The sequence below is a fragment of the Variovorax sucrosi genome (assembly GCF_051216635.1).
Taxonomy (GTDB): domain Bacteria; phylum Pseudomonadota; class Gammaproteobacteria; order Burkholderiales; family Burkholderiaceae_C; genus Variovorax.
On record NZ_JBPJZU010000013.1, the window covers coordinates 24,509 to 48,332 of the forward strand.

Annotated in this window: 25 protein-coding genes; 14 read left to right on the forward strand and 11 right to left on the reverse strand. The window is 68.4% G+C overall.

Annotated features, from left to right (window positions below):
* Positions 1-13: 13 nt before the first annotated feature.
* Positions 14-1,459, forward strand: a complete 1,446-nt coding sequence (locus tag ACSFBE_RS22375) for an IS1182 family transposase (protein ID WP_435492599.1) — start codon at positions 14-16, stop codon at positions 1,457-1,459.
* A gap of 230 nt (positions 1,460-1,689) precedes the next feature.
* Here ACSFBE_RS22375 and ACSFBE_RS22380 read toward each other — a convergent pair whose 3' ends face one another.
* Both ACSFBE_RS22380 and ACSFBE_RS22385 read right to left on the reverse strand, forming a co-directional pair.
* Positions 1,690-2,271, reverse strand: a complete 582-nt coding sequence (locus ACSFBE_RS22380; protein ID WP_435492600.1) for a GbsR/MarR family transcriptional regulator — start codon at positions 2,269-2,271, stop codon at positions 1,690-1,692.
* 53 nt (positions 2,272-2,324) lie between these two features.
* Positions 2,325-2,747, reverse strand: coding sequence for a cupin domain-containing protein (locus ACSFBE_RS22385; protein WP_435492601.1), 423 nt, complete (start codon positions 2,745-2,747; stop codon positions 2,325-2,327).
* A gap of 120 nt (positions 2,748-2,867) precedes the next feature.
* Between ACSFBE_RS22385 and ACSFBE_RS22390 the strand changes: the two genes are divergently transcribed.
* Genes ACSFBE_RS22390 through ACSFBE_RS22430 form a run of 9 tightly spaced genes read left to right on the forward strand, consistent with a single transcriptional unit; the run spans position 2,868 to position 10,261 of the window.
* The gene (locus ACSFBE_RS22390) at positions 2,868-3,053 is read left to right on the forward strand and encodes a hypothetical protein (protein WP_435492602.1); all 186 of its coding nucleotides are present in this window, start codon (positions 2,868-2,870) and stop codon (positions 3,051-3,053) included.
* Positions 3,054-3,111: 58 nt separating this feature from the next.
* Positions 3,112-4,212, forward strand: a complete 1,101-nt coding sequence (gene aroC / locus ACSFBE_RS22395) for a chorismate synthase (RefSeq protein WP_435492603.1) — start codon at positions 3,112-3,114, stop codon at positions 4,210-4,212.
* 32 nt (positions 4,213-4,244) lie between these two features.
* Complete coding sequence (locus ACSFBE_RS22400; protein WP_435492604.1) at positions 4,245-5,426, forward strand: MFS transporter; 1,182 nt, start codon at positions 4,245-4,247, stop codon at positions 5,424-5,426.
* Between the two features lie 47 nt (positions 5,427-5,473).
* Positions 5,474-6,067 (forward strand): rhomboid family intramembrane serine protease, encoded by a 594-nt coding sequence (locus tag ACSFBE_RS22405; RefSeq protein ID WP_435492605.1) that lies wholly within the window; start codon positions 5,474-5,476, stop codon positions 6,065-6,067.
* Between the two features lie 25 nt (positions 6,068-6,092).
* Positions 6,093-7,325, forward strand: coding sequence for a 3-carboxy-cis,cis-muconate cycloisomerase (pcaB, locus tag ACSFBE_RS22410; RefSeq protein ID WP_435492606.1), 1,233 nt, complete (start codon positions 6,093-6,095; stop codon positions 7,323-7,325).
* On the forward strand, positions 7,322-7,744 hold the full coding sequence (locus tag ACSFBE_RS22415) for a carboxymuconolactone decarboxylase family protein (protein ID WP_435492607.1): 423 nt from the start codon (positions 7,322-7,324) through the stop codon (positions 7,742-7,744). The genes pcaB and ACSFBE_RS22415 overlap by 4 nt, the downstream gene beginning before the upstream one ends.
* Positions 7,741-8,970, forward strand: coding sequence for an MFS transporter (locus tag ACSFBE_RS22420; protein ID WP_435492608.1), 1,230 nt, complete (start codon positions 7,741-7,743; stop codon positions 8,968-8,970). The genes ACSFBE_RS22415 and ACSFBE_RS22420 overlap by 4 nt, the downstream gene beginning before the upstream one ends.
* The gene (locus tag ACSFBE_RS22425) at positions 8,967-9,731 is read left to right on the forward strand and encodes an alpha/beta fold hydrolase (RefSeq protein ID WP_435492609.1); all 765 of its coding nucleotides are present in this window, start codon (positions 8,967-8,969) and stop codon (positions 9,729-9,731) included. Before ACSFBE_RS22420 ends, ACSFBE_RS22425 begins: the two co-directional genes overlap by 4 nt.
* 17 nt (positions 9,732-9,748) lie before the next feature.
* The gene (locus tag ACSFBE_RS22430) at positions 9,749-10,261 is read left to right on the forward strand and encodes a nucleoside deaminase (RefSeq protein ID WP_435492610.1); all 513 of its coding nucleotides are present in this window, start codon (positions 9,749-9,751) and stop codon (positions 10,259-10,261) included.
* 42 nt (positions 10,262-10,303) lie between these two features.
* On the opposite strand, the gene ACSFBE_RS22435 is transcribed toward ACSFBE_RS22430, so the two are convergent.
* Complete coding sequence (locus ACSFBE_RS22435; protein WP_435492611.1) at positions 10,304-10,603, reverse strand: HNH endonuclease; 300 nt, start codon at positions 10,601-10,603, stop codon at positions 10,304-10,306.
* A 96-nt stretch (positions 10,604-10,699) separates the two neighbouring features.
* On the opposite strand from ACSFBE_RS22435, the gene ACSFBE_RS22440 reads away from it, so the two are divergent.
* Positions 10,700-11,689 carry an NAD-dependent epimerase/dehydratase family protein gene (locus ACSFBE_RS22440; protein WP_435492612.1) on the forward strand — a complete coding sequence of 330 codons (990 nt, stop codon included), beginning with the start codon at positions 10,700-10,702 and terminating at the stop codon, positions 11,687-11,689.
* Positions 11,689-12,789, forward strand: coding sequence for an ELM1/GtrOC1 family putative glycosyltransferase (locus ACSFBE_RS22445; protein ID WP_435492613.1), 1,101 nt, complete (start codon positions 11,689-11,691; stop codon positions 12,787-12,789). The genes ACSFBE_RS22440 and ACSFBE_RS22445 overlap by 1 nt, the downstream gene beginning before the upstream one ends.
* 39 nt (positions 12,790-12,828) lie before the next feature.
* Here the strand turns inward: ACSFBE_RS22445 and ACSFBE_RS22450 are convergent, their stop codons facing one another.
* The 7 genes from ACSFBE_RS22450 to ACSFBE_RS22480 all read right to left on the reverse strand — a co-directional run bounded on the left by ACSFBE_RS22450 (position 12,829) and on the right by ACSFBE_RS22480 (position 21,411).
* Positions 12,829-13,713: a hypothetical protein gene (locus tag ACSFBE_RS22450; protein WP_435492614.1), complete on the reverse strand. Its 885-nt coding sequence runs from the start codon at positions 13,711-13,713 to the stop codon at positions 12,829-12,831.
* Between the two features lie 41 nt (positions 13,714-13,754).
* Positions 13,755-14,609 (reverse strand): hypothetical protein, encoded by an 855-nt coding sequence (locus ACSFBE_RS22455; RefSeq protein ID WP_435492615.1) that lies wholly within the window; start codon positions 14,607-14,609, stop codon positions 13,755-13,757.
* Positions 14,610-14,635: 26 nt separating this feature from the next.
* Positions 14,636-15,817 carry a serine palmitoyltransferase gene (gene spt, locus ACSFBE_RS22460; RefSeq protein WP_435492616.1) on the reverse strand — a complete coding sequence of 394 codons (1,182 nt, stop codon included), beginning with the start codon at positions 15,815-15,817 and terminating at the stop codon, positions 14,636-14,638.
* A complete protein-coding gene (locus tag ACSFBE_RS22465) occupies positions 15,814-16,071 on the reverse strand; it encodes an acyl carrier protein (protein ID WP_435492617.1) in 258 nt (85 codons plus the stop codon). Before ACSFBE_RS22465 ends, spt begins: the two co-directional genes overlap by 4 nt.
* 10 nt (positions 16,072-16,081) lie before the next feature.
* Entirely contained in the window at positions 16,082-17,914 is a 1,833-nt protein-coding gene (locus ACSFBE_RS22470; RefSeq protein WP_435492618.1) for a fatty acyl-AMP ligase, read from the reverse strand.
* A 204-nt stretch (positions 17,915-18,118) separates the two neighbouring features.
* On the reverse strand, positions 18,119-20,086 hold the full coding sequence (locus ACSFBE_RS22475; protein WP_435492619.1) for a non-ribosomal peptide synthetase: 1,968 nt from the start codon (positions 20,084-20,086) through the stop codon (positions 18,119-18,121).
* Between the two features lie 11 nt (positions 20,087-20,097).
* Positions 20,098-21,411: a cytochrome P450 gene (locus ACSFBE_RS22480; protein WP_435492620.1), complete on the reverse strand. Its 1,314-nt coding sequence runs from the start codon at positions 21,409-21,411 to the stop codon at positions 20,098-20,100.
* Positions 21,412-21,474: 63 nt separating this feature from the next.
* On the opposite strand from ACSFBE_RS22480, the gene ACSFBE_RS22485 reads away from it, so the two are divergent.
* Together ACSFBE_RS22485 and ACSFBE_RS22490 are read left to right on the forward strand one after the other, a co-directional pair.
* Positions 21,475-22,164, forward strand: a complete 690-nt coding sequence (locus ACSFBE_RS22485; protein WP_435492621.1) for a 4'-phosphopantetheinyl transferase family protein — start codon at positions 21,475-21,477, stop codon at positions 22,162-22,164.
* Positions 22,165-22,214: 50 nt separating this feature from the next.
* On the forward strand, positions 22,215-23,006 hold the full coding sequence (locus ACSFBE_RS22490) for a phosphocholine cytidylyltransferase family protein (RefSeq protein WP_435492622.1): 792 nt from the start codon (positions 22,215-22,217) through the stop codon (positions 23,004-23,006).
* 35 nt (positions 23,007-23,041) lie between these two features.
* Here the strand turns inward: ACSFBE_RS22490 and ACSFBE_RS22495 are convergent, their stop codons facing one another.
* Entirely contained in the window at positions 23,042-23,824 is a 783-nt protein-coding gene (locus tag ACSFBE_RS22495; protein WP_435492623.1) for a nucleotidyltransferase family protein, read from the reverse strand.

Below are 23,824 nucleotides of genomic sequence, written 5' to 3' on the forward strand. Positions count from 1 at the left end.
AGCGAGGTGGCCCATGAAGCGATTCATCGAAGGCGCAGACCGACACCAGGTCACGTTGTTGCCGGAATGCCTTGATGACTACGTCGGCGAAGACAACCCGGTGCGCATCGTCGATGCGTTCGTCAACGAACTGAATCTAGCCGCACTCGGCTTTGACGGCGCGGACCCCGCTACCACTGGTCGCCCTGGGTATCACCCCTCGGTCTTGCTCAAGCTGTACATCTACGGCTATCTCAACCGGATCCAGTCCAGTCGCCGGCTGGAACGCGAGACGCAACGCAATGTCGAACTCATGTGGCTGACCGGTCGCCTGACACCGGACTTCAAGACCATCGCCGACTTCCGCCGTGACAACGGCAAAGGCATTCGCAACGTGTGCCGCAGCTTCATCGTTCTGTGCCGGCAAATGAAGCTCTTCTCGCAAGCCGTGGTGGCCATCGACGGCAGCAAGTTCAAGGCCGTCAACAGCCGCGATCGGAACTTCTCGCCGGGCAAGATCGATGCTCGCAAGGAGCAGATCGAACAAAGCATTCAGCGCTACCTCGACGCCCTGGAGACCGCGGACCGCGTCCAGCCCGCCGACCTCGAAGCCAAGACCGATCGCCTGCAGGAGAAGATCGGCAAGCTGCGCGAACGGATGCGGCAACTTGACGAGACCAAGGAGCAGCTCAAGCGCGAACCAGGTCAACAGCGCTCACTGACCGATCCTGATTCACGCTCGATGCTTCAGTCCGGCAAAAGCACAGGCCTGGTCGGCTACAACGTCCAGACGGCAGTCGAGGGCAAGCACCATCTCATCGTCGCCCACGAGGTCACGAACATCGGCAACGATCGAACTCAGCTCACCAGAATGGCAGTAGCCGCGCGCGAAGCCATGGGCAAGACCAAGCTGCAGGCCTTCGCCGATCGCGGCTACTTCAATAGCCTGGAGATCAAGGCCTGCGAGGACGCTGGAATCGCAGCCTTCGTTCCCAAGCCGATGACCTCCAACGCGAAGGCGCACGGTCGCTTCGGCAAGGCCGACTTCATCTACATCGCAAAGGATGATGAGTACCGGTGCCCTGCCGGTGAGCGAGCCATCTACCGGTTCAGCAGATGGGAGGACAACTTGGACCTTCGCCTCTACTGGCCCAGTGCCTGCCCAGGTTGCGCGTTGAAGGATCAATGCACGACCTCATCCGCCCGACGGATTCGCCGCTGGGAACATGAAGCCGTGATCGATCGTATGCAGCAGCGCTTGGACCGCAAGCCCGATGCGATGACGTTGCGACGCGCGACCATCGAGCATGTGTTCGGAACGCTGAAGCACTGGATGGGCTCGACGCACTTCCTGATGAAGACGATGGCTCACGTCGGGACGGAGATGAGTCTTCACGTGCTTGCTTACAACCTCAAGCGGGTGACGAGCATCTTGGGCATTGCGGGATTAATGAAGGCGATGCGGCTGGTGGGGGCATGAGCCTCTGCGGGCTTCCCATTTACACGTCGATGGGACGGCTCGACGGCCTCGACATCGATCGCAGAGGCCTCGGTGTTGGCAAACGAGATCCGTTGGCCTCAGCACGTTGTCAATCGCATGGCGGCGTCTCGCGTTTTTACACAGCCTCGGCCCATAGCAGCCGGTCGCGGATGGTCCGTCTTGGTCGAGTACCGCACCGGCCTGAGCCCGGCACGGCTTCTCTCCACAAGTCAACCCGCCTTCTTCTTCTCCTTGCCCCCACCCGTCAGCCGGTCCTTCAGCCCCAGCACCTTCGTCACCGTCGCCCCCATGCCCATCAGTTGCATGGCGGTCTCCGGCGCCAGCCGCTGCACGTCGTCGAACCACTTCATCAGCCGATCGATCAGGTCGTGCATCTCGCGCATGCGTTCCTGGGCGTGGCGTTCTGCGCCGTTCGTAGGTTCTTCGAGCAGGGCGCCGCGCAGCATCGACAGCGTGGGTTCAATCTCGCGGCGGCGGCGCTCCTCTGCCAGCACGCGAAAGATCTCCCACACGTCGGAAGGCGCTTCGAAGTACTCGCGGCGGTCGCCGGGCTGGTGGCGCAGGCGCACGAGGCGCCAAGCCTGCAGTTCCTTCAAGCCCATGCTGACGTTGGAGCGCGAGAAGGCGAGCAACTCGGCGATCTCGTCGGCGTTGAGGCCGCGCTCCGACAGGAAGATCAGCGCATAGATCTGACCGACGGTGCGGTTGATGCCCCACTTGCTGCCCATCTCGCCAAAGTGGGCGACGAACTGGCGGTTGAGGGGTGGGAGTTCGGGCAGGGAGGCGGGCATGCGCCCATTGTCGTCCTGCTACCGGAGTTTCAGGAATCCCTGAAAGTCACCGGTCATTTCCAGGGCGTCGGCGACGGCACTTCGGCGGCCGGCTCGCAGTCGACGCTCTTGAAGTCGGCGGGCGAGACGATCTCCAGGTACTCCATGTCGGGCGAGTAGTCGAACAGGTAGTGGCGGATGCCCGGGCGCTGGTGCACCACGTCGCCGGCCTCGACCAGGGTTTCCTTGTCCTCGTACATGAACTTGGCCCAGCCCTTGGTCATGATGACGATCTGAAAATCGGCCTCGTGGCGGTGCCAGCCGGTGCCGGTCTCGGGCGCCATGTTGGCCTTGACCAGGTGGGCGATGACCTTGCCGTTGGTGGCTTCGGCAATGCCGAGGTCGCGGTACAGGAAGAAGTCGCGCAGGCCGCCGGACACGAATGGCGTGTCGCCGGGCTTCACATGGGAGAACTGGGTGGCAGTGCGGTCCAACATGGGCAATCTCCTTCGGGGTGGGGATGCTGCGCCGCATCATGCATAAAGCGTTCCCGCGGCGATGTTGCGCGAAGGCACGCCGGGCCGCCATACTGTGCCGAACCCACGAGAGGAGTCGCGATGAGCAACGAACTGCGCAAGAAGCTGCATGAAATGTCGGTCCTGGTCGACACGGCCCCCGATCCGCAGACGCGGGCGATCGTCGAGGCGCTGCGGCTGCAGACGGCCGTTCTGAACGAGCGGCTCTTCGCCATCGATCTGCAGATCGGCGAGCTGATCCAGCGGATGGACGCAAGGGTGCAGTAGTCCCATCGATGCCCTCCACTGGGGCAGGTGCGACCCTTTGTGGGGATAATCCCGCCCCATGAGCGGCAACACTTTCGGCAATCTTTTCGCGGTCACCAACTTCGGAGAGTCGCACGGCCCGGCGATCGGCTGCGTCATCGACGGCTGCCCGCCCGGCATGGCGTTGACCGAGGCTGACATCCAGGGCGACCTCGACCGCCGCCGGCCCGGCACCAGCCGCCACGTCACGCAGCGCAACGAGCCCGATGCGGTGCAGATCCTGTCCGGCGTGTACGAGGGCCGGACGACCGGTACGCCGATCGCGCTGCTGATCCAGAACACCGACCAGCGCAGCAAGGACTACGGGCAGATCGCCCAGCAGTTCCGCCCCGGCCATGCCGACTTCACCTACTGGAAGAAATACGGCATTCGCGACCCGCGCGGCGGCGGGCGTTCGTCGGCCCGCCTGACGGCACCGATGGTCGCAGCCGGCGCGGTGGCCAAGAAGTGGCTCTACGAGAAGTACGGCACTGTCTTCCGCGGCTGCATGACGCAGATCGGTGAGATCGTCGTTCCCTTCGAGGACTGGTCGCACGTGCCGCACAACCCCTTCTTCGCACCGGTGGCTGACGTGGCGAATCTCGAGGCCTACATGGACGCGCTGCGCAAGGCCGGCGATTCGTGCGGCGCGCGCATCCGCGTGACGGCGTCGAACGTGCCGGTGGGTCTGGGCGAGCCGCTGTTCGACAAGATGGACGCCGAGATCGCCTACGCGATGATGGGCATCAATGCAGTCAAGGCGGTGGAAATCGGTGCCGGCTGGGACAGCGTCACGCAGCGCGGCACGACGCACGGCGACTCGATCACGCCGACCGGTTTTCTCAGCAACAACGCGGGCGGGATTTTGGGCGGCATCACGTCGGGCCAAGACCTGGAAGTGAGCATCGCCATCAAGCCGACCAGCTCGATCATCAGCCCGCGTCAGTCGATCGATGTCAACAACCAGCCGGTCGAGGTGGTGACCAAGGGCCGGCACGACCCCTGCGTCGGCATTCGCGCCACGCCCATCGCCGAGGCGATGCTGGCGCTGGTGGTGATGGAGCATGCCTTGCGTCAACGGGCTCAGAACGGCGAGACGGCGCCGTCGGAAGCCGGGCCACTGCAGGCGTCCTTCCTGTAGTGGCGGCGGCGCCGTCCTCGCCGGCCCCGCCTTTGCCATCGGGCGGTGCCGGCCACCTGCTGGCTTTCGCCGCGCTGTCGGCCAGCTACTTCGCGCACATCGGCTTCTTCAACCCCTACCTGCCGCTGTGGCTGAAGGACCAGGGGTTGCCCATCCTCACCATCAGCCTGCTGGCGGCGGTGCAGTCCTTCACCCGCGTGTTCGCGCCTTACGCCTGGGGCGCGCTGAGCGACCGCACCGGCGAACGCGTGCGGCTGCTGCGCATCAGCGCCACCATCGCGCTGGCCGTGTCCTTCGGCCTGTGGGTGCCGGGCAATGCCTGGTGGATTGCGCTGGTGCTGTTGCTGCTCTTCACGCACACCAGTTCGATGATGGGCCTGACCGAGGCGGCGATGGCGCAACTGGTGGCCGGCGACTGGGGCCGTTACGGGCGCATCCGGCTGTGGGGCTCGGCGGGCTTTCTCGTCACCGTGTTCGTCGCCGGCGCTTGGTTCGATCGCTTCGGCATGGGGCACTTCCCGGCGTGGACGGCCGTCACGCTGGCGCTGGTGCTGCTCGCCGCCTGGCGCTTGCCCGACGTGCGCGAGCCGCACGCGGGCCATGCGAAGGAGCACGTGCCGGTGCTGCCCGTGTTGCGCCAGCCGGTGGTGCGCTGGTTTTTGCTGTCGCTGTGCCTGCACGTCACCGCGCACTTCTCGATCTACGGCTTTCTCTCGCTCTACCTCGACTCGCTCGGCTATGGGAAGGGAATGATCGGCGCGCTCTGGGCGCTGTCGATCGTGACCGAGGTCGCCTGGTTCTTCGTGCAGGGGCGCTTCATCGGCCGGCTGACGATGTCGCACTGGCTGCTGTTGTGCAGCGCGGTCGCGGTGCTGCGCATGGCGATGACCGGCGTGGCCGGGCAGTGGCTGGCCGCCATTCTGTTTGCGCAGCTGCTGCACGGCCTGAGCTTCGCTGCGCACCACACGACCTGCATCGCGCTGATCACACGCCATTTCCCCGGCCGCCTGCGGGGGCGGGGGCAGGCGCTCTTCACCGTGGTGGGGTACGGTATCGGGGGCGTGGCGGGTGTGCTGGCGGGCGGTGCGCTGGCCAGCCGCTTCGGTTTCGTGGCGATGTACGTCGCGGCCACGGTGCTCGCACTGCTGGGCACGGGGTGTGCCTGGCGCATGCTGCGTGCCGAGGCTGCGCTGGAACCGGCCGCCGTCGCCTGAATCGCACCCTGCATCTTTTTCCTTCCCTGACCAGAAACGGAGCCCCGATGTTTTCCATGCCGCCCGCCACCCAGGCGCTGATCCTCAGTTGCGTGGTCGTGTTCCTGCTGCAGTCGCTGGGCATCGACGGCCTGGCCGCCTTTGCCCTGTGGCCGGTCGGGTCGGGTGGCTTCATGCCGTGGCAGGTGATCACCTATGCCTTCCTGCACGGCGGGTTGTCGCACCTGGTCTTCAACATGTTCGGCCTCTTCATGTTCGGTGCCGAGCTCGAACGTGTGTGGGGTTCGAAGCGCTTCCTGGTCTTCTACTTCGCGAGCGTGATCGTCGCGGCGCTCACCCAGCTGCTGGTGGCCGCGTGGAGCGGCAGCCCCAACCCCACGGTGGGTGCATCGGGCGGCCTGTTCGGGCTGCTGGTGGGCTTCGCGATGCTGTTCCCTCACCGACGGATCGTGCCGCTGATCCCGCCGATCCCGATGCCGGCCTGGCTCTTCGTGGTGATCTACGGTGTGATCGAGCTCTTCCTGGGCGTGACCGGCAGCATGAGCGGCGTGGCGCATTTCGCGCACCTGGGCGGCATCCTCGGCGGCTGGTTGACCCTGCGCTACTGGCGCGGGCAGTTGCCGTTCGGCCGGCGGCTCTGACCATCCAAGCCAAGGACATCCTGCCATGAGCATCTTCGACAGCTTTCTCTCGACGCCCGCCATGCGGGCGGTCTTCGACGGGCCGTCCGTCGTCGCCGCCATGCTGCGCTTCGAGGCCGAATTGGCGCGCGCGCAGGCCGATGTGGGTCTGATTCCTGCCGATGCAGCCGAGGCCATCGCCGCATGCTGCGGCCTCGACGATGTCGACCCGGCGCAGATCGGCCTCGACAGCGGCCGCGCCGGCAGCCTTGCCATCCCACTGGTGAAGGCGCTGAAGGACACCGTCGGCCAGCGCCACCCGAGCGCGTTGCCGCACGTGCACCTCGGCGCCACCAGCCAGGACGTGATCGACACGGCGATGGTGTTGGTCACACGTGAAGCGCTGGCACTGCTGCTCGCCGATGTCGAAGCCGCCATCACAGCGCTGCTGCGCCATGCCGAGCAGCACGCCGCCACGCCGATGCTGGCCCGCACGCTGATGCAGCCGGCCTCGGTCACCAGCTTCGGCCTGGTCTGCGCGGGCTGGGCCGCGCCGCTGGTGCGCAGCCGCGAGCGCCTGCAGGTCGCGGCGCACGCGGCGCTGCAACTGCAACTCGGCGGGGCGGTCGGCACGCTGGCGCAGATGAAGGGGCAGGGCGCCGAGGTGCGCGCGCGCCTGGCCGCGGCGCTGCAACTGCGTGACCCCGGCGCCACCTGGCACACCCAGCGCGACAGCTGGACGGCGCTGGGCTGCGAGCTCGGCCTGCTGGCCGGCAGCCTGGGCAAGATCGCGCTCGACATCTCGCTGCTCGGCCAGTACGAGGTCGCTGAAGTCACCGAACCCGCCGAGCCCGGCCGCGGCGGCTCGTCGGCCATGCCGCACAAGCGCAACCCGGTCGCATCGATGGTGGCCCTGGCCGCCGCGCAGCGCGCGCCGCAGCAGGTCGCAGCGCTGCTGGCCGCGATGCCGCAGCAGCACCAGCGCGCCCTCGGGCCGTGGCAGGCCGAGCTGGCCGAATGGCCGCAGCTGTGGCTCACGGTGCAGGGCAGCGCCCATGCGCTCGCGGGTGCATTGCCGGGGTTGAACATCGATGCCACACGCATGCGCGCCAACATCGATCGGCTGCGTGCCGAGCTGCCGGCGCAAGCCGCCGACGAATGGTTCGACGCGGCGCTTGCTCAGGGTGCGGCCGAACTCGCCCGTGGCCAGGCGCACGAGCTGCAAGTGCGATTCGACGCTCTCCGCAACCCCAACTCATTCAAGGACGGTTCGCCATGAGCGACGAGACAACCCCCCATCCCGACTACGAACGCGGCCTGCTGCAGCGCCGCCGCGTGCTGGGCGACGCCTGGGTCGACCAGTCGCTCGCCAAACGCACGACCTTCAATGCCGAGTTTCAGGAACTCATCACCCGTCATGCGTGGCACGACATCTGGGGCCGCCCCGCGCTGGGCGACAAGACGCGCCGCTTCATGGTGCTGTCGATGATGCTGGGCACGCATGCGTACGAGGAATTCGCGATGCACGTGCGCGCCGCGCTCGACGGCCCGCCCGAGTCGCGCCTGACGCCCGAGGACATCAAGGAGGTGCTGATGATGGCCGCCATCTACTGCGGCGTGCCGGTGGCCAACCACGGCTTCGGCATCGCGACCGCGATCCTGCGCGAAAAGGGCTTGCTCGAAGAGCTGCCGAAGTGAGCGCGAAGGCGCCTGCGCCATCGCCATCGCCTGCGGCTTCCTTCGTGCTGCTGCTGCCGCTGCTGCTCGCGGCCCAGCCTGTCGCCACCGACAGCTACCTGCCCGCACTGCCCGAGATCGCGCGCGAGCTCGGCTCCGCCAGCGCCAGCCTCACCGCTTTCGTGCTGGCCTTCGGCATCGCGCAGCTGGCCTGCGGCCCGTTGTCCGACCGTGTCGGGCGGCGCCCGGTGCTGCTCACCGGCCTGGCGGTCTACGCCATCGCCGCGGCCGGCGCGATCTTCTCGCCGAGCATGGCGGTGCTGGTCGGTTTCCGCGTGCTGCAGGGCTCTGCGATGGCGGCCATCCTGGTCTGCGCGCGTGCGGCGGTGCGCGACCTGTACCCTGCGCACGAAGGCCCGCACGTCATGGCGCGCGGGCTCACCGGCCTGGGTGTGGCCGGCCTGATTGCGCCGGTGATGGGCGCCTTCACCGTGCAGGAACTCGGCTGGCGCTGGGTGCTCGGCGGCATGGCCACGTACGCGGCGCTGCTGTGGGTGCTGTGTTTCCGCCGCTTCGGCGAGACGCTGCACAGGCCCGGTGTGGGCGACCCGGCTGTGCCGAAAGGCAGTGTGCGCGAGGTGTTCGCCAGCCCGAGCTTCCGGGCCTGGGCCACGCTGGCGGCCACCACCTACAGCGGCATTTTCGCCTTCCTGCTGCTGTCGCCGATGGTCTACATCGGCTACCTCGGCCTCTCGCCGATCATGTACGGCTGGATCCCCGCAGGTGGCTCGCTGGTCTACATCGGCAGCACCACGATGTGCCGGCGCCTGTTGCGGCGGCTGGGCGTCGTGCGCACCGTGCAACTGGGCGCGACGCTGAGCCTGGCCGGGCCGCTGATCCAGGTTGCCGGCTGTGTGCTGGCACCGCAGTCGGTCGTACCGCTGTTGCTCGGCCACGCCGTGTACTGCCTGGGCCACGGCATCCACCAGCCCTGCGGCCAGGCCGGCGCGGTGGGCGACCTGCCGCATCTCGCGGGCCGCGCCGTGTCGTGGTCCGGCTTCGGCATGATGTTGGTCGGCTTCGTCGTCGGCCAGACCGCAGCCAGCTTCGTCGACCCGCAATCGTCCAACGGCGCGTGGCCGATGGTCGTGCCGATGTTGCTGGCGGGCATGGTGCTGGTGCTCATCGCTTTCTTCTGGCTGCCGCGTCTGCCGGTATCCGCAACCCGCAAGGAGACCTTGAAATGATTTCCCTGAATGTCCTGCGCGAGGGCGAAGGCCCGATCGTCGTGCTGAGCCACGCGCTCGGCTGCAACCTGCATATGTGGAACGGCGTGGCCGCGTTGCTGGCGCGCGCCCACACCGTGATCCGCTACGACCATCGTGACCACGGCGGGTCTGCCGTGGTGCCCGGTGCCTTCTCCGTGCAGACCCTGGCCGACGACGCCGCCGCGCTGATCGAGCGCGAGGCCGCCGGCGAGCCGGTGCACTTCGTCGGCCTCTCGATGGGCGGCATGACGGCGCAAGCGTTGGCGGTGCGTCGCCCCGAGCTGCTGAAGACCGTCGTCATCGCCAACTCGAGCGCGTACTACCCCGACACCGCCCCGTGGACCGCGCGCGTGGCACGGGTGCAGGCCGATGGCGTCGCAGCGGTGGCCGATGGCGCGGTCGAACGTTGGATCACGCCGGGCTGGCGCGCCACGCCCGAAGGCACCGCCGTCGCCACGGCGCTGCGCGACATGCTGGTGAAGACCGATGCCGCCGGCTACGTCGAGAGCTGCAAGGCGGTTTCGGCCATCGACTTCCGCGAGAGCAACATGCGCATCACCGTGCCCACCCTCGTCATCGCCGGCACCCAGGACCTGGCCACGCCGCCCGCGATGTCGGAGCAGATGGTGGCGCAGATTCCCGGCGCGAAGCTCGCCACCATCGATGCGGCCCACCTGAGCGCGGTGGAGAAGCCCGACGAATTCGTCGCGCTGCTGATCGACTTCTGGCGCAGCCTGTGACCGAGGAGGGCACCGCCATGTTCGACCCCGACCTGCCCGCGCAGGGCCTGCGCCCCACGCAGGCGCAGATGCTCAAGCACCTGCGCCGCTCCAACACGGTGGCGCGACGGGCAGTCTCGCTCGGCCACCACCCCTTCGGCGCCGTGCTGGTCGGCCCGGACCAGGAGACCGTGCTGCTCGAGCAATGCAACATCGACACGGTCAACCACGCCGAGTCGACGCTCGCACGGGTGGCAGCAACCAACTTCACGCCCGAGTTCCTGTGGAGCTGCACGCTCTACACCGCCGTCGAGCCCTGCTGCATGTGCGCCGGCACCGCCTACTGGGCCAACATCGGTCGCGTGGTCTATGGCATGACCGAGGCGCAGTTGCTGGCCGAGACCGGCAGCCACACCGAGAACCCGACCATGAACGTGCCGTCGCGCCATGTGTTCGACCATGGACAGAAGCCGGTCGAGCTCATCGGGCCGGTGCCGGAGATCGTCGAGGAGACGGTGGCGATGCAGCGGGCCTTCTGGGCGTCGCGTTGACACCGGCGTCCGCAAGCCGGCTTGCCGCGCAGCGCTCGTTCTTCAGCGCAGCAGGAGCGGGTGCTTGAGCTTCTTGCAGTCCTTGCCGTTCGTTTCGCGGATGAAGCGCTTGTCTTCCGGCGTGATCCAGCGCATGTTGTCGCGCTGGTCCTGGCCGCCGGCACAGAGTTCGACGATGTAGCCGACCTGCCAGCCCGGGCAGGCGCGGCTCACCTCGCCGGTGGTCGGGCATGGATGCTCGCGCACGAAGGCACGCTTCTCCTCGTGGTCACGTGCGCCACGGGCGTTGGCGAAGCCGCACGAGGCGGCGAGCAGGAGACAGAAAAGTAGGTGCTTTTTCATGGATGAGATCGCGCGGCCGCAGGGCCGCGGTGCTCTATGCTATCCGCCTCTTCGCCGCGCGCGGCGCTGCCGCCTGCGGCCTATTTCTCCTTTCCGATGCACCCGCCCCCACCCGACGACCTCGAAGCAGTCCCCCCGCAGGCGCCGTTGGTGGCCTTGACCGGCGCGACCGGTTTCATCGGCCGGCACCTGGTCACGACGCTGGCCCAGGCGGGCTGGCGGGTTCGATTGCTGCTGCGGCGCGAGCCGGCCGGATCGGTGTGGCGCCGCGCCCGGCCGGAGGTCGTGGCGGGCGCCCTCGACAACGAAGCCGCACTGGCGCGTCTGGTAGAGGGCGCCGATGCTGTGATCCATCTGGCCGGTCTGATCAAAGCGGCGCGGCGTGCCGACTTCTTCGCCGTCAATGCCGACGGTGTGGGGCGCATCGCGCAGACCACCCGCCGCGTGTCGCCGGGCGCGCATTTCGTGCTGGTGTCCAGCCTGGCAGCGCGCGAGCCGGCGCTGTCGGACTACGCGGCCAGCAAGCGCGCCGGCGAGGCCGCGGCACTCGACGCGATGGGTGCACGCGCGACGGTGCTGCGTCCGCCGGCGGTCTATGGGCCGGGCGACCGCGAGACCTTGCGCTTCTTCCAGGTCGCGGGCTGGCGCCGTGTGCCGTTGCTTGGTCCGCCCGAGTCCCGGGCTGCGCTCATCCACGTGCAGGACGTGTCGCGACTGATCGCCACGCTGGCAGCAGCGGTGCCGCAGGGCCAGGTGCTGGCGGCCGCAGACAACCGGCCCGAAGGCTATGGCTGGGCCGAGCTGCTGGGTGCCGCCGGGCGTGCCATCGGCAATCCGTCGCCGCGCTTTGTCCAGGCGCCGCAGGGGTTGCTGCGCGGCGTTGCGTTGCTGGGCGACCTGGCCCGCCTGGGCGGCTCGGCCAGCATGCTCAATTCGCAGAAGCTGCGCGAACTGCGCCATGCCGACTGGGCGGTCGCGCCGGCAGAACTGGCACGGCCTGACGGCTGGGCGGCGCAGTTCGACATCGACAGCGGCTTTGCCGACGCGGTCGCCTGGTACCGGGCGGCGGGCTGGCTGCCGGGCTGATGGTCGCCACCGCGCCGGCCGCGCCGATGCCCTCCAGCGCTGCGCCAGTCTGGGTGCTGCTGGGCGCGCGCCATGGCGACAACCAGCAGCTGCTCGCCATCGCCGAAGGGCTGGGTGCGCCTTACCGCGCGATCCGCTTGCGCTTCAATGTTGCCGCCAGCCTGCCACCGGTGCTGCTCGGTGCGGGTCGACTGAGCTGGCAATGCAAGGATGCAGGCCCCCTGCAGGCGCCCTGGCCGCGCGTGGTGCTGGCGGCCGGCCGCAAGAGCGTGCCGGCGGCGCAGTGGATCCGGCGCCAGTCCGGCGGGCAGACGCGGCTGGTCCATGTCAATCGGCCCTGGGCACCGCTGGCATGGTTCGACCTGGTCGTGACGACCCCCCAGTACGCGGTGCCCGAGCGCGCCAACGTGCTGATGCACCGGCTGCCCTTCATGCCGGTGCCGGTGCCGGACTCGGCGCCTGTCTCGCTGCCGGCGGATTGGCAGGCCGCTGCGGCGCGCCTGCCGCGCCCCTGGACCCTGGTGATGGTGGGCGGCGACAGCCGGCCCTTCGTGCTGGACTCGCCAGCGGCTGTGCGCCTCGCCGCGTTGGTGAACCACGAACTCGGGACCCACGGCGGCAGCGCCTGGGTGCTCGGAAGTCCGCGAACGCCTGCAGTGGCAATGGACGCCCTGGCGCAGGCGCTCGACATGCCGGCGCAGGTGGTGCGCTGGGGGGAGGGCGCCAACCCCTATGCCGCCCTGCGCCGGAGCGCCGATCGCATCATCGTCACCACCGACAGTGCATCGATGCTGACCGAGGCGCTGCTGAGCGGCAGACCCGTGGTGCCTTTCGAACTGCCGCGACAGCCGGACTGGCGCTGGCAACTGGCCAGCGCCTGGCGCAGCGCTGCCGACAGGCGGCCGGGCGCATGGGTCGCGCGCAGCTTCGACGCGATGCGCGACCTCGGCCTGCTGTCGTCGTTGCGTGACTTGACGCTGCTGCAGCAGTCGTTGGAGGCGTGCGGCGCCTTCGACGGCAGCGGTCGCGTGCTCGAACTGGCGCGCCAGGAGCGCGAGGAAACGATCGCACGCATCGCCGGATGGCTCCCGCGGTCTTAGGAGTGCCGCCTTCTTGCCGCCTGCAGCCAGGCGGCATGCTCAGGCGGTGGCGCGTGCCGCCCGCGCGACGCAGTCCATCGCATCGGCGCGCACATGGCCGCGTGCGATCTCGGCGTCGAGCAGCGTGCGTTCGATGGCGCCGCTTTCCAGGCACTCGCCCAGCAGGCGGAAGAACAGCCGCTCCTGCGCCGGGTCCGGGTGCCGGCGGTAGCGGCCAGCCCCGCGGCCGGTCAGCTTGCGCAGCCAGATGCCGGCGCGCGACTTGAAGGTGGTGCCGCGTGGCGTGAAATCGGAGGGAAGACCGGTCTTCCAGGGCTGCGTACGGCGGTGCGTGTTGTGCAGCAGTTGGGTCTCGGGCGTGAGCCGGTCGAAGTCGTTCCACTCGGGCGCCAGCGCCCCGACACTGCCGGGCGGCTCGAGCAGCAGCCACATCCAGTCGCGGTAGTCGCGCTCGCCGCGGAACACCCGCTCGAAGTCGTTTTCCCACTGCCAGTGCCGCAGCCGGGCGCAGTCCATCAGCATGACGCTCGATGCATAGTGGAGCGGACGGCGGAAGTCGCCGTCCATCTGGCGTGCCATCACCGCGGCGCCGCCCATGTCGCGCTCGAGCAGCGCGTTGATGTCGCCGAGCGCGAAGATGTCCGGGTCGATCAGCACGGCGCGGCCGGTGTAACCCATCTGCTCGGGCACGGCAAAGCGCAGCGGCGTGAACGACTGCAGGTCGTCGTTGCGCCAGACCGCCTGCTGGCCCTCGCGCAGGTAGCGGCGGCCTTCGAAGCGCTCGAAGGCGGGGAAGTCGGTCGTCCGGAGGATGCGGACGTCGAAGCGCTCCGGATCGGCGCTGTGGCGCCGCAACGCATGCTGCGCCACCAGGGCGCCGACGATCTGCTTGGGGTTGGTGTGGATGAAGACGGCGTTGCGCATGCCGTATTTTCACCTCTCCGACGGCCGCTTCCTGCGGCGTTCTAGCTGCGCTGCCAGTAGGCCTCGTTGCGCTCGACGAGCAGGTCGCCCGCGCGGCTCTTGCCTTCAGCCTTGCGGCCGCCTTTCATGTGGTCCATGAAGCGGCCGAGCCGGGAGTTGATCAGCACATGCGAGGCTTTCCAGCCGGCGCCTTCGGCAATGTCGTGCGTATGCGCCCCCCGCGATTCGGCACGTTCGCGGACCACATCGAAGAGGAAGGAGTCGTGGAACTCTCTCTCGGCGAACAGCAGGTCCTGGGCGTACATGGCCTCGAACTCGGCCAGCAGTCGCCGGGTCTCGGGGTGTCGCAGGTTATAGACCACGAAGCCGCACTCGCTGTGGTTGGGCCGCCGCAGGCAGGACACCGCGCTGTCTGCCGGCGCAAGCGCGGCCAGCTCCGCAAGGTCGACGTCCGCGAAGAACAGCGTGTCGGCATCGATCCAGATCAGCGCGTCGGCATCGGTGCGGCGTGCGGCGTCGAAGATGGCGAAACTCTTGTGCGAAAAGCGCACCGCATCCCATCGGTAGGCGGCCTTCCGGGTGCGCCAGGGCAGCGGTATCGACAGTGCACCGAAACGCAAGGTCCGGCGCGGACGCCACTGGCCGTTCGCACGTGGATTCTCCCGGTGGCGTGCCTTGAAAGCGACCAGTTCGGGGCTCGCCATGTGCAGATCGTGCGCCTCGATGCGCCCTGGCTTTGACGGCGGCTCGAAGCCTTCGTGGTAAAGCACCAGCGGCACTTCCTGGGGCCAGTGGGTCAGGAAGGTTTCGACCATCGTCCGCCCGTAGCCCTCGTAGCCGGCAGCATGGCAGGTGGTGACGACCGCGAAGCGGCGAAGCGGGTCGGGGGAATCCATGGGACGCGTGCGTGCCGGTGCGCTGCTCAGTGGCGCGCGCGCTCGAGCGCCGCGATGATTTGCCCGATGTCTTCGTCGCTGTGTGCCGCGCTGAGGCTGATGCGCACCAGGCTCAGGCCGGCCGGCGTGGCCGGCGGGATCATCAGGTTGGTGTAGATGCCGCTGTCGAGCAGCGCTTGCCACAGCGCCTGCGCTTCCGAGCGCTCGGCAAAGACCAGGGCCGCCACCGGACCCGGGGTGGTCGCACCCAGGCGGTAGCCGAGCTTGGTGGCCTCGGCATAGAGCCGTTCGGCATGCCGCGCCAGGCGGGCGCGCAGCGCATGGCCGGCCAGCATCTGGCGCAGCGCCTCGCGCGTGGCCGCGATGGAGGGCGGCGACGACGAAGCGGTGAAGATGTAGGGGCGGCTCACCATCCGCACGTATTCGAGTTCGGCGTGCCGGCTGATGCAAAAGCCGCCGACGCCGCCCAGGCTCTTGGAGAAGGTGCCGACGATGAAATCGACGTCGTCGAGCACGCCCAGCTCTTCGGCCAGCCCGAGACCGCGTTCCCCGAAGACACCGAAGGAATGCGCTTCGTCGACCAGCAGCCAGGCGCCGTAGCGCCGCTTGATCTCGGCGATTTCCTTCAGCGGTGCACGGTCGCCGAGGGTGCTGTAGACGCCCTCGACGACGATCAGGGCGCGATGCGCGTCCTCGCCCAGGCGCGCCAGGCGGCGATCGAGGTTCTCCGGGTCGTTGTGCCGGAAGCGGATCGTGGTGGCATTGCTCAGCCGGCAGCCGTCGTGGATGCTGGCGTGGCTGTCGGCATCGACAAGCAGGAAGTCACCGGTGTCGGCCAGCGCGGAAAGCACGCCCAGGTTGGTCTGGTAACCGGTGGAGTACACGATGCAGGAGGGCCAGCCGACCGCATCGGCCAGTGCACGTTCCAGGGCCCGGTGGCCGGCATAGTTGCCGCTGGCCATGCGCGAACCGGTGGAACCGGTGCCCTGCGTCTCGATGGCCGCGATGGCCGCCGCGCGGCAGGCGGCGTCGTAGGTCAGGCCGAGGTAGTTGTTGGTCCCGGCCAGGATCATGCGACGGCCACCGATGGTGGCGGAGGTCGCCGAGTGGATCTCGTCCATCGGGGTCGCGATCGGCGCCACGCCCCCCATTTCGGCCAGGCTCGCCTGCAGCTGGCGCTGGGCGCCGAACTTGTCCAGAAGACTCACGAAGCACCGCCGCTCAATTGGCTGATGCCGGCGCGAAGCCCGTTGATGGTGCGGGCCTGGGCCAGCGTTTCGACCGGGATGGACAGGTCGAGGCGGTCCTCGATCTCCATGACCAGGTCCATCACGCCGATCGAGTCGAGGTCCGCTTCCTGCATCAGGTCGGCATCGCCGGCCAATCCGACCGCACCGGGGCGGATGGCATCGAGGGCGTCGCGGATGGCGCGTTCGATCGTCGCCAGATTCAATTCAGTCACAGATGAGCACTCAGTCGGGGGTGGTGGTCAGGGCGACGCCGAGTTCGGCGTTCACGCTCCGCGGTTGGACAAGCCCATCGTCCTTGATGAAACCGACCTTCGGCTCCTCGCCGCAGCGCTTGAGGAAATCCTTGCGTGCCATGCTGCGCGACAGCTTGCCCGATGAGGTGCGCGGCAGGGTGTGCGGCGGCACCAGCTCGATCAGGCAATGGATGCCGAATTCCGCGTGGATCGCTTGCTTCAGGCGGACCGACAGCGATGCAAGCTTGTGCGGATCGCTCTCGCGGCACTGCACGACGAGGACGGCGGTTTCGTTCTCGTCCTGGTCCGTGACGGTGAAGGCCGAGGCATCGGTGGGACGCACTTCGGGTTGCTGTTCGGCCAGGTATTCCAGGTCCTGCGGCCAGATGTTGCGGCCCTTGATGATCATCAGGTCCTTGGCGCGGCCGGTGATGAACAGCGAACCGTCGGCGAAATAGCCCAGGTCGCCGGTGTTCAGCCAGCCGTCGTCCGACAGCACCTCGTGCGACGCCTCAGGGTTGCCGAAGTAACCCGACATCACGCTGGCGCCACGCAGGAAGACCGTGCCGCATCGACGCTCGGGCAGCGCCTGGCCCTGGGCACCGCGGACCTCGACTTCGAAGCCCGGCAACGGTCGACCGCAGTCGATGAAGGCCTTGCCCTTGACGGCGGCTTCACCCTCGATCGGCGGACGCGCCTCGCCCGTGCGAGACAGCCGGTCGATGTCGATCAGGTCGCTGCGCGGACCGCTGCCCACGGGCGCGAAGCTCACGCCCAGCGCGCACTCGGCCATCCCATAACTGGGCAGGAAGGCGCGTTCGTCGAAGCCGGCCGGCGCCAGGATCTCGGCCACCTGCCGCAGCGACTCGGGGTGGATCATCTCGGCGCCCACGCCGGCGACGCGCCAGGAGGACAGGTCGAGTGCCTCGATATCGGCCGGACGCAGACGGCGTGCGCACAGCGTGTAGCCGAAAGGCGGGCTGTAGGAGATGGTGCAGCGGTTGCGCGAGATCAGCTTGAGCCAGAGGCGCGGGCGCATCGCGAATTCGCGCGTGGGCAGGTAGTCGACCGTCCGTTGCGTCGCCATGCAGCCCAGCACGATGCCGACCAGCCCCATGTCGTGGTAATGCGGCAGCCAGGAGCAGAAGCGGTCTTCCGCGGTGAGCGCGAAGCCGTGGTTGAAGATGGCACTGAGGTTGGCCATGACCGCGGCCTGCGTGATCATCGTGCCGCGCGGAAAGCGCGTGCTGCCCGAGGTGTATTGCAGGTAGGCCAGGTCGGTGGGCGCGGGCGGCGTCGGCAGCGCTTCCTGGGCATCGAGCACCAGGAAGTCGTCCAGCGTGCCGGACAGCGTGAGCGGCAAGCCTTCGCTGGCTTCGTTGAGGAAGCCGATGAATTCAGGCGGCGCGAAGGCGGCAACGGCCTGGCAGTCGCGCATCAGCTGACGCAAGTGCCGCACATAGGCCTCGCGGCCGCCCAGGTGCACGGCCGCTGGCAGCGGCACGGGCACCAGACCCGCGTACTGGCAGGCATAGAACATCACGGCGAAATCCGGATGCGTGTGCGCCACCAGGGCCAGACGCTGGCCGCGACCGAGCGGCGCGAGGTGGCGCGACACCTCGAGGGCGCGCCGGCGCAGTTCGCGGTAGGGCAGCACGGCCGCGAGCTTGTCGCGGCCGTCGTAATAGTTGAAGCCGGTGTCGCCGGTGGCGGCGTAGTCTAGGGCTTCGGTCAGCGTGGAGAAGACCGCGCTGCGCAACGGAATGCCACTGAGCGTTGGCGTTGGCGTCGGCGCTGCACCGAGAAGCGTCGCTTCCGTCACTGTGCACCCCTCCGCTTCTCGTGTTCCTGAACTCTCAGGAGAACGCTAGACCACAACATTTTGGGCATGCACTGCTTCACTCTAAAACTTTGGAATGTACGGCTTGGGCCATCCGCTAGCTGCGTGCCCACTGGAAGGAACTCAAGGTCCGCGGAATTGAAAAAACCGCAAACGTCAAACTGTCATCAATGTTATGCACAGTATTCAGTTCTGGCGCTCATCGAGAAGTTCCGCCAACTGCGCCAAGGTCGGGTAATCGAAAAGATCGGTGACTTCGATCCGTTGGGGAAATTCACGCTCGATGGCTTCATGAATGCGCGCCAGGGTGAGCGACTTGAGATTGATTTCCAGCAGGTTGGTTTGAACCGTGATCTGCTGGTCGGGAATCAAAGGCTCGCAGATCTCTTTGAGGCGCTGGGCCGTGGACTTCGGCCCGTCGCCGGCGGGATCGGTTACGGCGTCCGCTGACAGATGCCCCGCCAATTCCACCAGTATTGTAGCGAATTCACCTTCTTCGAAGGCGCGGGCCAACGTATAGCGTTGTAGCTTGCCACTGGTGGTTTTCGGAATGGCCCCAACCGGGATCACATGGGTCAGCTCCAGGTCAGTTTGCTGGCCAATGGCACGCCGCAGTGCCTGGACTTTGGGCGCGAAGCCCGCCAGATCGCCCCGGTGCAGCAGGAACAGCACGAGCGATTCGGTGTCCTGGCCCGGCATGCGCACCCCGACGGCGGCAACGCGGTTGGCCTCCACCCCGGGAATCTGCTGGGCGATCAGCTCCAGATCGGCCGGATAGTAGTTCTGGCCGTTGACGATGATCAGGTCCTTGGCCCGGCCGGTGATGACGAGCTGTCCGTCGATATTCAAGCCGAGGTCGCCGGTATCGAGCCATCCGCCGGGCGCGCGGGACGCCGTCGTGGCGCCCGCGTCGCCCGCGTTGCCGAAATAGCCGCTCGACACGTTGTCGCCCCGAATCTGGACATGGCCAACCGTGCGGTCGCCCAGTTCGGCGCCCGTGTCGTCCACGATGCGGATCTCGCAGCCGGGAACGGAGCGGCCCAGCTTCACGAATTCGGCGGCGTGCGCCGAGCCATGTGCAGCCATGCGCACCGGCGCGCCGATCCGAAGGGCCGTGCGGTCGAGATCGATCGTCTCGACCGGCATGGACGGCGCGGGGAAGCTCACCGCCAGGCTCGCCTCGGCCAGCCCGTACACCGGGAACATGGCCGTCGGCTTCAGGCCGCAGGCTTGCATCGTCGCGCTGAAGCGACGGCACAGCGCGGCCGAGATGGGCTCGGCACCGTTGAAGATCAGCCGCACCGCCGACAGGTCCAGACCTTGCGGCGGCTTCAGGGCGAACTGCCGCAGATAGTGTTCGTAGCCGAAGTTGGGCGAGCAGAGCACCGTTGCCTTGCGCTGGCTGGCCTGGTCGAGCCAGAGCAGGGGTCGGCGCGCGAACAGCTCGGTGCGCATGATGGCGTGGCTCGCGCCAGCGGCCAGCATGTTCAGATGGAAGCCGATCAGCCCCATGTCGTGCGACAACGGCATCCAGCTGAGCGCCACATCGCGGTCCGAAAAGGCGGCCGCCTCGATGATGGAGGCGATGTTCGCCGTCAGGTTGCGGTGCGTCAGCAGCACGCCCTTCGGCTCGCCGGTGGAGCCGGAGGAATACTGAATGAACGCCAGATCGTCAGGGCGCGACGGCACCGGCTGCCCCACAGCGCCGCCGATGTCCAGGCTGCCCGGGACGAGCGCCCGGGCCCGGAGCGCTGCCGCCTCGGCGACCAGACCCTGGGCCGCGGCGAAGCCGTCCAGGCGCTCCAGCGACGGCGTGTCGATGTAGACCGACGCGTTGCCCAGCTGTGCGAACACCCGCAGCAGCTTGTGCCGGTGCGCATCGGTGCTGCCGGGGGCGAGCGGGACCGGGACGATGCCGCCCAGCACGCAGGCCCAGAACATTTCGAGGAAGCGCTCGTTGTCGCCGAGGCACAGGATCATCGTGTCGCCGGGCGAGAGCGAAAGGCGCTGAAGCGCGCCGAGCAGGGCGAGGGCACGCTGGCGCAGCCGTTGGAAGCTCAGCACGCGCTGCTCCTTGTCGCCCTCGATCAGGGTGATCTGGCGATCGTCGCGTGCCGTGGCGGGCAGGATGGCGTGAAGGGTGTCGAATCGCATGAGGCGTGCGGCTATCGGCGCGACACGAGCCGCATCTGAAGGGGATGGCGCGTGCGCAGGTTGATCTGGAATTCGGCCTCGGCCGGCGCGGTGCCGACGAGAACCAATCGGAAGCGCTGCGCCACCATCGTCAGGTGGGTCGCCATCTCGGCCATCGCGAAGCCGGCACCGACGCAGAAGCGGGGGCCGGCCGAGAACGGCAGGTAGGCGAATCGGTGCCGGCCCGCGGCGGCATCGGGCGCGAAGCGGGCGGGCAGGAATTCTTCCGGGCGGTCCCAGTGCGCCGTGTGCCGGTGCAGCAGGTACGGGCAGATGAAGATGTCGGTGCCGGCCGGGACGTGGTAGCCGCCCACGGTGTCGTCCTGCACCGCACGGCGGCTGAAGAGCCACACCGGCGGGTAGAGGCGCAGTGCTTCTTGCAGCACCTGCTCGACATGATCGGTCGACGCGAAGGGCGTCGCGGCGCTCGGGTCCGGCACCGCCTCGGCGCGCGAGGCGTCGGCAATGGCGGCATGCAGCGTGCGCTCCGCCTCGGGATGCTGCGACAACAGGTACCAGGTCCAGTTGAGCGTGCTGGCGGTGGTCTCGTGGCCGGCGACGATGAGTGTCATGACTTCGTCGACCAGGGCGCGGTCGGGCATGGGCTCGCCACTGTCCTTGTCGCGCGCCTGCATGAGCATCCCGAGCCAGTCGGATTCGTTCCGCGCCTCGGCCCGGCGGGCATCGATGATCGCGCGCACGAAGCGCGTGAGGGCCCGGAAGCGGGCGGCGAACTGCAGGTCGCGCCGGCTCTCGTCGGTCAGCAGATCGAAGGGGCTTGCGCCTTCGGCCTCGACCAGGCGATCGAAGTCGGTGCCGAAGAGCGCACGCAGCACGATCTCGAGGGCGATGCTGCTGAGCTCGTGCGTCAGGTCGATGGGCTCGCCGCTGTCGGCCTGCACGCTCCAGCGCGTCAGCAGGTCGGCGTTGACCTGTTTCACGACGGGCGCGAACCCCCGGGTGGCTTGCCCCTGGAACGCGGGCTGCACCATGCGCCGTTGCCGGGCCCAGACATCGCCCTCGCTGACGATCAGGCCGTTGCCGAGCAGAACGCGTACGCGTTCCAGGCCGGCGCCCTTGACGTAGTTGCCGCGGTTCGTCAGCAGCACGCGGCGGATGTCGTCGGGTTCGTGGAGGATCAGGCCATCGCCGGCCCGGCTGCGGGACGGCACGCGGCAGATCGGACCGTAGCGGGACAGCAGGTCCTGCAGCAGGGGCAAGGTCTCGTCATTGGCGTCGAGGTCGTAGCCCTGGTCGGGGCCCGGCGCCAAATTACCCTGTGCCATAATCCGAAATTGCCCTTGGTGCTGAGCCTTCGATTATGTCATGTGCGCGCCAACGCTGCGTCCATGTCCATCACCGTCCTGATCGCCAACGACTTCGTCCTGCCAGCGCCGCTCGAAGCCGCCTGGCTCGCCGATCTGCCGCCGCCTCGACGGGCGCAGATCGCGCGCTGGCCCAGTGTCCGGGCGCGGCACCGTTCGCTGCTGGCGAGTCGCCTGCTGTGCGAAGGGCTGCGGCAACTGGGGCATCGCGGTGCGCTGCTTGCCTCCTTGCGCTACACCGTCCACGGGCGGCCGAGCCTCGACCTGCCGGTCGATTTCAGCGTCTCGCACTGCGAAGGCCGCGTGGTGTGCGCCCTGTCCACCCAAGGCCCGGTCGGTGTCGACGTCGAAGCGCTCGGCGGGCTCACGGCGGACGACTTCCGGCTGTATCTGAATCCCGATGAACGCACCTGGGCCGGTCGCGATCCCCGGCGCTTCTACACCGTGTGGACGCGCAAGGAAGCGGTGGCCAAGGCCGGCGGGACCGAGCGCCTGTCAGACCTGCGCGCCGTCGATGTGCGGACGGGCGGCGATGGCGCTGCATTCGCCGGCCAGGTCTGGCAGACTCCCGAACTCGACGTCGGCCGCGGCCATGTGGCGCATCTCGCGCTTCGGGGCGGTGACGCGCCATGGCGCGCGGTGCGGGTGTCCAGGGCGCAGCTCGAGCGCGGCGTCCCCTCGCGCGGCGGCGAGCCCGGTCCGCAATGCCTCTGACGGGCCGATCGGCTCTCTCCTCGTCTCTTTTTTCTGATTGGTGAATCAACGTGTCCAGACCTGAGCGTGCCCTCATCCTCGGCGCCGGCCAAGGCAGCCGCCTCCTTCCGCTGACCGAACAGCTTCCGAAATGCCTGCTCGACCTGGGCGAGGGGCGCAGCATGCTCGAATGGCAATTGCGCGGCCTGTCGGAGACCGGCGTCGGCGAAGCCGTCGTCGTGACCGGCTTTCGTGCCGACCTGGTGGAGCAGGCGCTGCAACGCATCACGCCGCGCGGCATGACGGTGCGCACGCTGTTCAACCCCTTCTACAAGCTGGCCGACAACCTCGCGAGCTGCTGGATGGCCCGTGCAGAACTGCAGGGGCCTTGCCTGATTCTCAACGGCGACACCCTGTTCGAGCCGGAGATCGCACGCCGGCTGCTCGCCGCGCCCGTGGCGCCGATCACGGTCACCATCGACCGCAAGCCCGGCTACGACGCCGACGACATGAAGGTCGAGGTGGACGGCGACCGCCTGCGCGCCATCGGCAAGACCCTGTCGGCCGCGCGCGTCAATGGCGAATCGATCGGCTTCCTGCGCTTCCAGGCCGACGGTGCGGCGCTGTTCGTGGCCGAGCTCGAGCGCACCATGCGCACTGCCGAAGGCCCGGGCCTGTGGTACCTCTCGGCGATCAACCGCCTGGCGGGCGCCGGTGCGGACATCCGCGTGGCCTCGATCGAAGGGCTGCAGTGGGGTGAACTCGACTTCCCGGCCGATCTGACTTACGTGCGCGAACTGGCGGCGGGCTGGCTCGGCGCCGCCACCGAACGCCCGGCCGCCGAGGCATCGGCCGCCGCCTGAGGCGGCCGCGCCCCGGCGCGTCGGTGCGCGCGAGTTCAGGGCGCTGGCGCGACCATCCGCCGCACCAGGTCCAGGTCGGCGGCTTTGTCCACGTCGATGGCGGCGCGTCCGTCGCGCATCGACACCAGCATGAACCGCGCACCGCCCGACAGCGCACCGAGCCGTGCCGCAGCCGCGGCCGAACTCAGCCGGCCAAGGCGATAACGCAGCGCGAACAGCCAGCCCAGCCGCCGCATCATCCGAAGCGGCTCCTTGCGCAAGCGCTCCAGCTCGCCCCAGAACGCCACCGCTCCGGCCGCCTTCGGCTGCGCCAGCAGGAACAGGTTGCATCCCGAAAAGTCATCGTCGGAAAAGCGCAGCCAGGTGCGACGGGTCGCGGGCGCGGCCGCTTCCACCGCATGCCGCGGCGCCAGGGCGGCCGCCACGTCGGCATCGGGCGGGCAGGCAGCGAGGAACTCGCCGATCCAGGCCGCTTGCAGCAACGCATGGTCGGCCGTCGTCACTAGCAGGGGCGTGCCCTCCTGCACAAGCGCCGCGGCCACGGTGGCGCTCGGTCCGTCCTGCGTCGGCATCGTCACCCAGGGCTTGCCGCAGACGCCGTCCTGCAGGCCCGGCAGGTCGTTCAGCAGCGCAGGCCGTTCGATCGCGATCACGATGCGGCCCACCGCCGGCGACGCCGCCAGCGCCGCGACCACGCGCTCGATCATCGTCGTGCCGCCGATCTCGATCAGCGCCTTGTGGCTGACGCCGGCATAGTCGGCCAGCGGATCGCCGCCAAGCCGCGTGCCGGCCAGCACGAGTGCGGTGAGACCGCCCAT